Consider the following 12016-nt stretch of genomic DNA (forward strand, 5'->3'; position numbering starts at 1 on the left):
GCGGCGCGGAACTGTGTAATGGCCGTCACTTACGTGATCGGCTTGTCGCTGCCTACCCGCGAGTAATACAGTCGGGGTTACTGATCGGTAACACCTGTCCGGAAGCGGGGCCAGCGAGCATGACCCACTACAAGAGCAACCTCCGGGACCTTGAGTTCAACCTGTTCGAGGTCTTCGGGGCGGACCGGGCGTTCGGCCAGGAGCCGTACTCGGACCTCGACACCGACACCGCCCGGAGCTTCCTCGCCGAGGTGGACCGCCTCGCCCGTGAGGACCTGGCCGCCAGCTACACGGACAGCGACCGCAACCCGCCCGTCTTCGACCCGGCCACGCACACCGCGCCGCTGCCGGAGTCGTTCAAGAAGTCCTACCAGGCGTTCATGGACTCCGAGTTCTGGCGGCTGGATCTGCCGCCCGCGCTGGGCGGCACCAACGCGCCGCGCGCCCTCTGGTGGGCCCTCGCCGAGCTGGTGCTCGGCTCGAACGCGCCGGTCTGGATGTACGCCTCCGGCCCGTCCTTCGCGCACGTGCTGCACGTCGAGGGCAACGAGCGGCAGAGGGGCTGGGCCAAGCTCTTCATCGACAAGCAGTGGGGCTCCACGATGGTGCTCACCGAGCCGGACGCCGGCTCGGACGTCGGCGCCGGCCGCACCCGTGCGATCCAGCAGCCCGACGGCACCTGGCACATCGAGGGCGTCAAGCGGTTCATCACCTCGGGCGAGCACGACCTGAGCGACAACATCGTGCACTACGTGCTGGCCCGCCCGGTGGGCGTGGAGGGCGTCGGCGGCCCCGGCACCAAGGGCCTGTCCCTCTTCGTGGTGCCCAAGTTCCACTTCGACGAGACCACCGGCGAGCTGGGCGAGCGCAACGGCGTCTACGCCACGAACGTCGAGCACAAGATGGGCCTGAAGGTCTCCAACACCTGTGAGGTGACCTTCGGCGAGCACGGCGTACCGGCCAAGGGCTGGCTGCTCGGCGACAGGCACGACGGCATCCGGCAGATGTTCATGATCATCGAGTACGCCCGGATGATGGTCGGCACCAAGGCCATCGCCACGCTCTCCACCGGCTACCTGAACGCCCTGGAGTACGCGAAGAACCGGGTGCAGGGCGCCGACCTGATCCAGCAGGCCGACAAGACCGCCCCCCGGGTCACCATCACCCACCACCCGGACGTTCGTCGCTCGCTGCTGCTGCAGAAGTCGTACGCCGAGGGTCTGCGTGCCCTGGTCCTCTACACCGCCACCTGGCAGGACAAGGTCGCGCTGGCCGAGGCTGCCGGCGACGAGAAGGCCACCAAGCTGGCCAAGCGGGTGAACGACCTGCTCCTGCCGCTGGTCAAGGGCGTCGGCTCGGAGCGGGCGTACGAGCTGCTCGGCCACGAGGCCCTGCAGACCTTCGGCGGCTCCGGCTTCCTCCAGGACTACCCCCTTGAGCAGTACGTCCGGGACGCCAAGATCGACACTCTGTACGAGGGCACCACGGCCATCCAGAGCCTGGACCTGATCTTCCGCAAGATCGTCCGGGACAACGGCAAGGCGCTGCTCGCGGTCTCCGGCGAGATCCAGGAGTTCATCTCCTCCGAGGCTGGCAACGGCCAGCTCAAGGAGGAGCGGCAGGCGCTCGGCAAGGCGCTCGCCGAGATCCAGAGCATCCTCGGTGTGCTGACCGGCTGGCTGGGCGAGGCGCAGGGCGGCGACACCCGCGCGCTCTACAAGGTCGCCCTGAGCAGCCGGCGGTTCCTGCTGGCCATCGGTGACCTGGTCGTCGGTTGGCTGCTCCAGAAGCAGGCCGACGTCGCCCTCAAGGCGCTGGCCGGCGACGTCTCCGCCAGCGACAAGGCGTTCTACACCGGCAAGGTGGCCGCCGCCCGATTCTTCGCCCGTGAGGTGCTCCCGCGCATCGGCGCCGACCGGCGGATCATCGAGGGCGCCGACCTCGACATCATGGACCTCCCGGAGGAGGCCTTCTGACCGTGCCACGGCACACCTGAAGGTTCCGGGTCGCACCACCCGGTAACCCGCGCCGACGGCCGGCGGGCACCTGTCCCGTCGGCCGTCGCCGTCCTCCCACGGACAGCGCAGACGATGACGCATGCCCGACCTGCCCGGCCCCGGCCTGCCTGGCATCGGGTACGGCGAAAACGCCCGACAGCGACGTTTGTCGGACCAGCCGCTGCCGGCGCGAAGCTGGGGCATTGTGCGAACCGGGTCGGGTAGGTCGGCGGCTGGACGGGTAACCGTCGCGTGACCTCGAAAGGGAACGCCCAGAGCCACCGCACGGGGGAGTGCAGCGCACATGGGTGTAGGTAGCGGCATCTTTCTGATCGCGCTTGGCGCGATCATGACCTTTGCGATCAGGGCAAACGTCTGGTGGATAGACCTGCGCGCGGTCGGCTGGGTGTTCATCCTGGCCGGGCTGGCCGTGCTGCTGACCACCCTCTGGTTCTGGCAGGACCGGCGCAAGCGGGCCCGGACCCTCATCGTGGAGGAGAACCGGCTGTCTCATCCGACGGCGATGATGCCGCCGCCGCCGGACCCGCCGCCGCCGACCGCGCCACCGTCCTGACCTCCGCACGCCCGAGCGCGCACGCCTGAGCCACCCGCCCGGCGGGTGGCTCAGCCGCGTGCCGTGTGCCGTTGCGCGACAGGCGCCCCGCCTCGCCCCCACTCCGTCCAGGTGGCCACGCCGCGGTGCACCGCCAGCTCGGCGGTCCGTAAACCCTCCTCGTCCGACGTCTCCGGGTCGAGAAACGCGGACAGCAGCGAGACGCCCGGATTGTGGGCGATCAACAGCACCACCCGAGCCGTCGGATCGGCGGTGCGCACCAGCGCCAGCAGTTCCTCGGGGTGGGCGTCGTACGCGCCAGGCTCGTAGCGGACGGTAGGGCGGGGACCGGTCGGCCCACCCTCAGGCGGCGAGCCGGCCATCCCCATCGCCACCCCGTGCCAGGTCTGCCGGGTGCGCCGGGCGGTCGAGCAGATCACCACGTCGGGCAGTAGATCGTGGTGGGCCAACCAGGCGCCGGCCGCCGCCGCGTCGGCCTCCCCGCGTGCGCTGAGCGCCCGCTCGGCGTCGTCCGTGCCGTCGTCGCCCTGTTCGGCCTTCGCGTGCCTGAGCAACACCAGTGTCCGCGTCTCGGGGTGACTGTCCGTCATGCCACCAGCTTGCCCGATTGGCGATCTCCCTGCCGGGGTAAGTGCAGGGATGCCGCACCCCCTACCAACGGCCGCGGCGCGCCGTACGCCAGGTTAGAGCCGAGGAGCGAGACATGGGCATTGGTGGCAGCATTTTCCTGATCGCGCTGGGCGCGATCTTCGCGTTCGCCGTGGAAGCCGACCTGGGTTGGCTGGACCTGGCCGTGGTCGGCTGGGTGTTGATGCTCGCCGGCGTGGCCGGCCTGCTCATCACCCTCTACTTCTGGAACAGCCGCCGCCGTACGGTGGTCGCCGCCCCGGTCCGCGAGGAGCGCGTGGTGGCCGACCGGGTGGTGCCGGTCCAGGGCGACCAGGTCATGCAGGAGTACCGCGAGGTGCGTCGGCCGGGCCGCCCGGTCTGATCCCGCATTCGCACACTCCGGGGTCCCGCAGCGTGGCGGGGCCCCGGCTCGCGTGTGCGGGGGTCTGCCTCAGGCGAACAGTGCGAAGTAGATCGCGATGTGGTGGCACAGCGCCGCCAGCAGGGTGCAGGCGTGGAAGAACTCGTGGTGGCCGAAGACTGCGGGCCACGGGTTGGGGCGGCGCAGCGCGTAGAAGACCGCGCCGACGCTGTAGATGGCTCCGCCGACGATCAGCAGCACCAGCGCCGCGACACCGCCGCCGTGCAGGATCTGCGGCAGCATGGCCACCGCCACCCAACCGAGCGCCAGGTAGAGCGGCGCGGAGACCCAGCGCGGCGCGTGCGGCCAGATCACCTTGAGCGCCACACCGGCCAGTGCGCCACCCCAGACCAGGGCCAGCATCAGGGTGGCCTGCCGGGTCGAGAGCAGCATGACGCAGAGCGGGGTGTACGTGCCGGCGATGAACACGAAGATCATGCAATGGTCCATCCGGCGCATCACCTGGTAGCCGCGCTCCGACCACACTCGACGGTGGTACAGGGCGCTCGTGCCGAACAGCCCGCAGACCGTCAGGCTGTAGATGACGCAGCTCACCAGGGGCGCCCAGCCCGGTCGCGTGGCGGCGATCGAGCAGAGCACGATGCCGCAGACCACGGCGACGAAGAAGGCGTACGTGTGCAGCCAGCCGCGCATCCGGGGCTTGCCGATGTCGACCGGCTTCAGGCGAAGCGGGGCGGAGGTGGTCACGAGATCAGGTTACGGCACCGTAGGTTACTTTCAAGTAGTCAAGCCGGTGACACCGAGCACCGTCACCGTGAACACCGCGCGGGCACGGCATCGGCGAGGATGAGCGGATGCGGATCCGACCCGCCGGTGCGCACGCCCTGTTGCTCGACTGCACCGCCCCGGCCGACATCCCCGAGGAGGCCCTTGTCGAAGCGTGGCGGGCCGAGTTGTGGCGCCGCCGCGAGCACGGTGACCTGAGCGTCGTCGAGATCGTGCCGGCGGCCCGCACCGTCCTGCTCGACGGCCTGCCCGACCCCGCCGCCACCGCCGACCTGCTGTCCCGCTGGACCCCGGCGGTGACCGCAGCCGCCACTGCCACTGCCACCGCCGACGGCGGCCACAGCGGGGAGGTCGTCGTTCCGGTCGAGTTCGACGGGCCGGACCTGCCACTGGTCGCCGAGCACTGGGGCGTCGACGTGCCGGCCGTGCTGCGCCGCCTGACCGGCACCCGGTTCCGTGTCGCGTTCTGCGGGTTCGCGCCAGGATTTCCGTACCTGACCGGGCTCCCCGCCGACCTGGCGCTCCCCCGGCTGCCCACTCCCCGCCCCCGGGTGCCGGCCGGCTCGGTCGCCCTGGCCGGCCCGTACGCCGGCATCTACCCGAGCGCGTCCCCCGGCGGCTGGCTGCTGGTCGGCCGGACCGACCTGCCCCTCTTCGACGTCGACGGCGACCCGCCCGCCCGGCTCGGCCCCGGCACGCGCGTCCGGATGGTGGCGACGTGAACCGCGCCGCCGAGATCGAGGTGCTCCGCGCGGGCGCGCTCACCACAGTGCAGGATCTGGGCCGACCCGGCTGGGCGCACCTCGGTGTACCTCGCTCCGGGGCCCTCGACCCGACCGCCCTGCGGCTCGCCAACCGGCTGGTCGGCAACCCCGAGCACGCCGCCGGCCTGGAGATCACGCTTAGCGGCTGCACGCTGCGGCTGACCCACGCCGCCACCGTGGCGATCACGGGCGCCGAGGTGGCGGTGCGGGCCGGCGACCGTCCGGGCGACACCGGCCGTCCGCTCACCGTTCCGGCCGGGACCGTGCTGCACGTCGGCCCCGCCCGGCGGGGCGTACGGAGTTGGCTCGCCGTGGCCGGCGGGATCGACGTGCCGCAGGTGCTCGGGAGCCGCGCCACCGACACCCTCGCCGGGCTCGGCCCACCCGTGCTGCGGGACGGCGACCTGCTGCAGCTCGGCGTGCCACGTGCCGAACCCGCGCCTGTGGACGTGACCGTCGGCCCGCCACCCGCACCCGAACTGCGCCTGAGCGTGCGCCTCGGCCCCCGCGACGACTGGTTCACCCCGGGCGCGCTCGACCTGCTGTTCGGCACCGCGTACACAGTCAGCCCGGTCAGCAACCGGGTCGGAGCGCGACTCGCCGGCGCGGCCCTGCCCCGCGCGGTCGCCGGCGAACTGCCAAGCGAGGGCATCGTGCTCGGGGCGGTCCAGGTGCCGGCGGACGGCCAACCCCTGATCTTCCTCGCCGACCATCCGACCACCGGCGGTTACCCGGTCATCGGGGTGGTCACCGACGTGACCCCGCTCGCGCAGGCCCGGCCAGGTACTACCGTCAGATTTCATGGACCTCAACGCTGACCTGGGCGAAGGATTCGGCATCTGGCGACTCGGTGACGACGACGCACTGCTGGCCCTGGTGACCTCCGCAAACGTGGCCTGCGGCTTCCACGGCGGTGACCCGTCCACCATGCGGCGGGTCTGCGAGGGCGCGGCGAGGCGCGGCGTCGCGGTGGGCGCGCAGGTCGGCTACCGGGACCTGGCCGGCTTCGGCCGGCGGCGCATCGCGTACGACTTCGCCGAACTGCGCGACGAGATCACCTACCAGTTGGGCGCGCTGGACGCGTTCTGCCGGCTCTTTCGCACCCGGGTCCGCTACCTCAAGCCGCACGGGGCGCTCTACCACGCGGCCGCCACCGACGAGTCCCAGGCGGCGGCGGTGGTCGCCGCCGTCAGCGGCCACGACCCCGACATGCCCGTGCTCTGCCTGCCCGGCTCGACGCTCGCCCAGCTCGCCGTCGGCGCGGGCCTGCCCGTGGTCGCCGAGGCCTTCGCCGACCGCGGCTACCTACCCAACGGGTCGCTGGTGCCGCGCGGCGCACCCGGCGCGCTGATCACCGATCCGGAGGAGGTGGCCACCCGGGCGGTACGGATGGCCACCGAACGAACAGTCGTGGCGGTGGACGGCAGCGTGATCCCCTGCCCGGTGGAGTCGATCTGCGTGCACGGGGACACACCGGGGGCGGTCTCCGCCACCGAGCTGGTCCGCGCCTCCCTGATCGACGCCGACGTCCCGCTCGCCCCGTTCGCCGCCTAGGCGTCGAGGACGCGCAGGACGCCGGTCAGGCGTCGGAGCCGCGCAGGGCCGGTCAGGCGTCGAGGCCGCGCAGCGCCGGTCAGGCGTCGAGGCCGCGCAGGACCAGCGGAAGCCGGGACGCCGCGCCGTCGACCACCCGCACCGGGACGCCCCAGTCCTGCCGGGTCAGGTGGCAGGCCGCGTGCTCGACGTCCGCGTCGCAGGTCGCCGCCTGCGCGGTCACCTGGAGCACCCCGCCCGTCGCCTCGCTGTTGAGCACCAGCCGACGGGACAGCTCGGTGCCGGTGCCCGCGCCCTCCAGCAGCAGCTCCGGCGGGGACGCGGAGACCACCAGCCGGGTCGACGGCCCGTACGTCTCGTCCAGCTTCTGCCCCGGCGCGGGCGTGAAGACGATGTCCAACCTCACCTCGCCCGCCGCGACGTCGGTCGGTTTCCGCTCGGTGCGGTGCCGGGGGCCGTCCACGGTGCTCGCACCGGCCGCCGACAGCGCGCCGGGCGCCAGCCGGGTCAGGCGGTGCGCGGCGGACTCCACCACCAGCACCTCGCCGGCCGGGGTGAGCACCAGGTCACTCGGCTCGGCCAGCCCGTCCGCGACCGTGGACACCTGGCCGGTGGCCGGGTCGAAGCGGCGCACCGCGCCGTTGTAGGTGTCCGCGATCAGCACCGAGCCGTCCGGCAGCGCGCACACCCCCAACGGGTGCTGGAGCAGCGCCGACTCGGCCGGCCCGTCCACGTGCCCGAAGTCGAAGAGCCCCTGCCCGACGGCGGTGCCCAGCACCCCGTTCTCGACGTAGCGAACGGCGCTGGTCTCGCTGTCGGCGATCCAGAGCCGGGCGCCGTCGGCGGAGACGGACAGCCCCGACGGCTGCGCCATCCACGCCTCGGCCAGCGGGCCGTCGCGCAGCGCCTCGACAGTGGTGCCCGCGTACATGCCGGCGGTCCGCTTGATCGGGTCGAACCACCAGAGCTGGTGGATGCCCGCCATCGCGATGATCAGTTTGTCGTCGTACCAGGCCAGGTCCCACGGTGAGGACAGGTCCACCGAGAGCGCGTCGTGCGCGTGGTCGTCGACCGAGGCCCGCCACTGCCTGCCGCTGCCGGCGACGGTGACCACCTCACCGGACTCCAGCCGTACGCCGCGCAGCAGGTGGTTGACGGTGTCGGCGACCACCAGGTCGTACCCGGCCACCTCGGCGACGTGCGTGGGCAGCAGGCAGAGGCCCTGTGGCTCGGAGAACGTCGCCGCGGCCGCCGGCCCGTCGACCCGACCCCGCTCGCCCGAGCCGATGCGGCGCACCGGCGTCTCACCGTCCGGAGCCACCTCGACCAGTGAGTGCCGGGCCGAGTCCGAGACCAGCAGGTTGCCGTCCGGCAGCAGCACCGCCTTGCCCGGAAAGCGCAGCGCGGTCTCGGGGGCTGGTGGCGGCACGTACGGACCGCTGCCCCGGTGCAGGGTGCCCTTGGCCTCGTGGGTGGCGATCAGCTCGTCGATCAGCCGGGCCAGCCCTTCGGCGTGACCCTCGCCGGCCATGGTGGCCACCACGTAACCCTCGGGGTCGATCACCGACAGGGTCGGCCAGGCGCGGGCCGCGTACTGCTGCCACATGTCCAGCTCGGGATCGTCGAGTACGGGGTGGTGCACGCCGTACCGCTCGACGGCGGCGACAAGCGCGTCGGCGTCCTTCTCGTGCTCGAACTTCGGCGAGTGCACACCGATCACGACGAGCACGTCGCCGTACTTCTCCTCCAGCGGCCGCAGCTCGTCGAGCACGTGTAGGCAGTTGATGCAGCAGAAGGTCCAGAAATCAGCGAGGACGATCTTGCCGCGTAGATCCTGCAGGGTCAGGTCCTTGCCGCCGGTGTTGAGCCACTGCCGGCCCCGTAGTTCGGGTGCCCGTACGCGCGCTGTCGTTCCCATGCCTGTCAGCCTGCCACGCCCTGCCGGCCCGGCCGCCGTGACCCGGACGACAGGGGCGAAGTGCCGGTGATCGTTGGCAGCTCAGCAGCGCGATACCCGGCGTGTCGAGTTGCTCAACTGCCACCGATCAAGGAGCAGGCCAGGCGACGGCGGCGGGGCCACGGTTGCCCGTGACCCCGCCGTCGGTGGGTCTACTTGGTGGCCGGCTTGAGGCAGAGAACCCGGTTGGTGCCCTCGCCGGGCAGCACCACGTGGGGCTGAACCGGGTCGGCGCACTTGTCCTTCGCGTCCACCTTGGAGACGATCGTGAACGCGCCCGCCTCGCCACAGTCCACCGCCGAGGCACCCTGGCCGACCTGCTTCACGCAGGTGCCGACAGCCGGGTCGAAGGCCGGTGAGTCGTCCCCGCCACCGAACTTGCCGAGCAGCATCAGCAGGCCGAGCGGTACCGCCAGGATGAGCACGGCGGCGATCAACACCGCGGCCAGGACCCGACCGTTGCGTACCTTCGGCACCGGAAGCTCCGCCTTGGGCTCCTCCGCGTCCGGCTTGAACGCGTCGAACCGGCCCTGGTCCGACTCGGTGGCCTCCTGGCCCCAGGACGGCACCGGCTGCTGCGGCGGCGGGAAGGCAGGGAACTGACCACCCGGCGCCTGCTCGATGGCCGGCCCACCGAAGCTCGGCACGCCGCTCACCGCGGCGGTGCCGGCGGCCGGTGCCCCGAAGCGGTCGGCCTGGCGCTCACCGCCGGACTGCGGCCGAACCCCGTTCACCGGACGGTTGTTGCCTGGCGTGTCGACGAAGGACGGCACACCGGGTGGGAACGCCGGCGGCGCCGCGGCGGCCGAGGGGGGCTCACCGAACCCGCCCGGCGTCGACGACCGTTCCCGGTCGTCGAACTGCGACTCGGACGGCGAGTCGTCGCCCCAACCGGGGAAGCCCTGCCGGTCCGGCCCGTTCTGCCAGTCGGGCGTGGCCTGGCGGCCGGCGTCCTGCTGCCAGTCGGGTGTGGCCGGGCGGCCGGCGTCCTGCTGCCAGTCTGGTGCGCCCTGACGGTCCGGCGCCTGCTGCCAGTCGGGGGTGCCCTGGCGGCCGGCGTCCTGCTGCCAGTCTGGTGCGGCCTGGCGGCCGGCGTCCTGCTGCCAGTCTGGTGCGCCCTGACGGTCCGGCGCCTGCTGCCAGTCGGGGGTGCCCTGGCGGCCGGCGTCCTGCTGCCAGTCGGGGGTGCCCGAACGCTCGGGGGCCGGGTCGGCCTGGAACGCCTCCGGGGCGGCCTGCTCCGGCTCGTTGTCCGGCTCGGGTCGGGCCGGGCGGCCGTACACCCGGGGTTGTGGCGTGGCGGCGCTGGTCGGCCGCATGGCCTGGTCGTTCGGGGGCATCACCCGGCTGGCCAGCGGCACCGAGGCGCTCGCCGAGGCGCGGCCCGCTGCGCCGGCGGCCGACTCGGCGTCCGAGACCGGTACGACTGCGCGGCCCGCTCCCGCCTCCGGGGAGGTACGCGGAGCAGGAACGACGGCGGGGCTCGCCGAGGCATCCTCGGCCCGGCCCCAGCCGGCCGGCTCGGCCTCGTACGGTGCGGCGGCGTCCGGGGTCTCCCGCTCGGCGTACGCCGGCTGCTCGGGGATCGGGGGGTACTGCGTCGACGGCGCGTAGTCGGCCGGCGGGGCGGCGGCGAGGCTGGCGCCCGGCACGCGCTGCTCCTGCGGGGGCAGCGGCACCGCGTTGGCGGGTGAGATGCCCGGCGCGGGCGCGGGCTGGTAGATCGGTGGCTCGTCGGCGCGGTCGGCATCCCAGCCACCTCGCGACTGGGCGGAGGCTTCCGCCTCGGCGCGGCCCCACACCTCGCCCGGCGCCCACGGCTGCACCTCTGCGACGCCGGGGTTGGCCTGCACCGGGTTGTTGTCCGGACCGGCGGCGGCCCAGCCGGGGGTCGCGTCGCTGCCGGGCACGCTGACGCTGGCCCGGGCGGTCGCAGGGCCGGCCTGCTCGGCCTGGGGCCATGCGGTCGGTTCCGGACGCTCGGCCTGTTGGTCCTGCGACGAGAGCACCCAGTCCGGCTGTTGCGGGCGGCCCTCGGCGCCACCCCAGGCGGCGGGCTGCGGGGCCTCCTCCTGTGCGGGCCAGTTCGTCGCCGGGACCTGGGCCGCGCCACGGGCACCTGCGGACTCGGCCTGCCCCCAGGCGGGGGACGTCGGCTCGGCCTGCCCGGCGGGCTGACCCCAGGTCTGCGGGGCCTGCTCGGCTGGCGTCCAGACGGGCTGGTCCTCCCGAGCGGCGGCGCCGACGGCCCAGCCACCGGACCCGGACGGGTCGTCCTGCGGGCCGGGTGCCTCGGCTCGGCCGGCGGGCTGCGCCGGCTCGGCGTGCCACTCAGCGGCGGGCGGGTTGGCCTGCGCCGCGCCAGCGGCCCACCCGCCGGAGCGGGACGGGTCGTCCTGGGCGGCCGGCCAGGCGGCGGTGGCGGGGGGCACCTGCGCGGCGCCCCGGGCGGCCGGCTGGGCCTGCGCCCAGTCGGGCTGCTCGGCGGGACCGGCGGACCAGGCGGGTGCGGCCTGCTCGGGCGGCGTCCAACCCTGCTGTGTGGGAGTCCACGCTGCGGGCTGCCCCTGCTCCGGCGTGCCACCGCCGGTGGCCCACGCGGGCTGCGCCGGGTCGCTTGGCGGCGGCGGTGCGGCGGCGGCGCCCCAGGCGGGGTTCGGCTGCTGCTCGGACTGGGTCGCCCAGGCCGGGGCGGACGGGTTCGGCCGTGCGGGTGGCGGGGGCGCCCAGCCCATTTCGGGGCCGGCAGCGTTGTAGCCGTTGTCCGGCTGCGCCGGGCGGTCGCCGTACGGCGCCGGTCCGCCGGCGCCCGGTGACACCTCGTCCGGCTCCTGGCCGGGACGGTGCGGGCCCTCGGACGTCATGGGTGCGCCTCCTCCATCACATGTCGGCCGCCGGTGCCGATCGGTCTCCTCGGCATGGCTGCCGGCGTCACCGGCGTACCGCCGTGCCGGCTCCCCGCACCGTATCCGGTGGCCGCACGGGGCGTCCAAGGAGCACCGGTCGTCACTCCCCGTCGCCGGGTGGTGTCGAGCAGCTTCTATCGGCTCGGCGTCGGCCGGGCCGGCGGGCGGCGACCGAAGCCCACCGTACCGGGCGCTGCGGCAGGGCGGAATCCCGGTGTCAGGTGCTGGCGGAACGCCGATGGCCCACCCGGTGAGCCGGGTGGGCCATCGATCTGGAGGAGGTGAGGAATGTCGTGGAGCGTCAGCTCATGTGACGCTGGGCGATGACGAGGAGTTCCTCGCGAACGGCCGGCGAGTTGGCCGAGCGCAGCGCGTGCTCGATGGCACGGGCGCGGCGGTTGGCGTCGCGGTGGTTGCGGATTCGCTCGATCATGCTCATTGGTGGGTCCCCCTGGCTTATTCGGTTGTCGGCCCCTGATGTGTCTAT

At 73.3% G+C, this 12016-nt stretch carries 11 protein-coding genes; 6 read left to right on the forward strand and 5 right to left on the reverse strand.

Annotated elements, in window-relative coordinates; translation table 11 throughout:
* Positions 1–119 precede the first annotated feature (119 nt).
* Together OOJ91_RS21775 and OOJ91_RS21780 are read left to right on the forward strand one after the other, a co-directional pair.
* Entirely contained in the window at positions 120–1976 is a 1857-nt protein-coding gene (locus tag OOJ91_RS21775) for an acyl-CoA dehydrogenase (RefSeq protein ID WP_266247709.1), read from the forward strand.
* Positions 1977–2301: 325 nt separating this feature from the next.
* On the forward strand, positions 2302–2571 hold the full coding sequence (locus OOJ91_RS21780) for a DUF6458 family protein (RefSeq protein WP_007454197.1): 270 nt from the start codon (positions 2302–2304) through the stop codon (positions 2569–2571).
* Positions 2572–2621: 50 nt separating this feature from the next.
* On the opposite strand, the gene OOJ91_RS21785 is transcribed toward OOJ91_RS21780, so the two are convergent.
* Positions 2622–3161 (reverse strand): SixA phosphatase family protein, encoded by a 540-nt coding sequence (locus tag OOJ91_RS21785; protein WP_266247714.1) that lies wholly within the window; start codon positions 3159–3161, stop codon positions 2622–2624.
* 113 nt (positions 3162–3274) lie between these two features.
* On the opposite strand from OOJ91_RS21785, the gene OOJ91_RS21790 reads away from it, so the two are divergent.
* On the forward strand, positions 3275–3562 hold the full coding sequence (locus tag OOJ91_RS21790; protein ID WP_266247717.1) for a DUF6458 family protein: 288 nt from the start codon (positions 3275–3277) through the stop codon (positions 3560–3562).
* Between the two features lie 69 nt (positions 3563–3631).
* Here the strand turns inward: OOJ91_RS21790 and trhA are convergent, their stop codons facing one another.
* On the reverse strand, positions 3632–4309 hold the full coding sequence (gene trhA, locus OOJ91_RS21795) for a PAQR family membrane homeostasis protein TrhA (RefSeq protein WP_007454204.1): 678 nt from the start codon (positions 4307–4309) through the stop codon (positions 3632–3634).
* A gap of 107 nt (positions 4310–4416) precedes the next feature.
* Here trhA and OOJ91_RS21800 point away from each other — a divergent pair, with 107 nt between their 5' ends.
* From OOJ91_RS21800 to OOJ91_RS21810, 3 genes are read left to right on the forward strand one after another with little or no spacing between them, the layout of a single operon-like run.
* Entirely contained in the window at positions 4417–5070 is a 654-nt protein-coding gene (locus OOJ91_RS21800; protein WP_266247718.1) for a 5-oxoprolinase subunit B family protein, read from the forward strand.
* On the forward strand, positions 5067–5930 hold the full coding sequence (locus OOJ91_RS21805) for a biotin-dependent carboxyltransferase family protein (RefSeq protein ID WP_266247719.1): 864 nt from the start codon (positions 5067–5069) through the stop codon (positions 5928–5930). Before OOJ91_RS21800 ends, OOJ91_RS21805 begins: the two co-directional genes overlap by 4 nt.
* Complete coding sequence (locus OOJ91_RS21810; RefSeq protein ID WP_266247721.1) at positions 5914–6666, forward strand: LamB/YcsF family protein; 753 nt, start codon at positions 5914–5916, stop codon at positions 6664–6666. Before OOJ91_RS21805 ends, OOJ91_RS21810 begins: the two co-directional genes overlap by 17 nt.
* A 79-nt stretch (positions 6667–6745) precedes the next feature.
* Here OOJ91_RS21810 and OOJ91_RS21815 read toward each other — a convergent pair whose 3' ends face one another.
* The 3 genes from OOJ91_RS21815 to OOJ91_RS21825 all read right to left on the reverse strand — a co-directional run bounded on the left by OOJ91_RS21815 (position 6746) and on the right by OOJ91_RS21825 (position 11968).
* On the reverse strand, positions 6746–8584 hold the full coding sequence (locus OOJ91_RS21815) for an NHL domain-containing thioredoxin family protein (RefSeq protein ID WP_266247723.1): 1839 nt from the start codon (positions 8582–8584) through the stop codon (positions 6746–6748).
* A 191-nt stretch (positions 8585–8775) separates the two neighbouring features.
* Complete coding sequence (locus tag OOJ91_RS21820) at positions 8776–11487, reverse strand: LppU/SCO3897 family protein (RefSeq protein ID WP_266247726.1); 2712 nt, start codon at positions 11485–11487, stop codon at positions 8776–8778.
* 343 nt (positions 11488–11830) lie between these two features.
* Entirely contained in the window at positions 11831–11968 is a 138-nt protein-coding gene (locus OOJ91_RS21825; protein ID WP_007454215.1) for a hypothetical protein, read from the reverse strand.
* Positions 11969–12016: the final 48 nt, after the last annotated feature.

Source organism: Micromonospora lupini (assembly GCF_026342015.1).
Lineage (GTDB): Bacteria > Actinomycetota > Actinomycetes > Mycobacteriales > Micromonosporaceae > Micromonospora > Micromonospora lupini_B.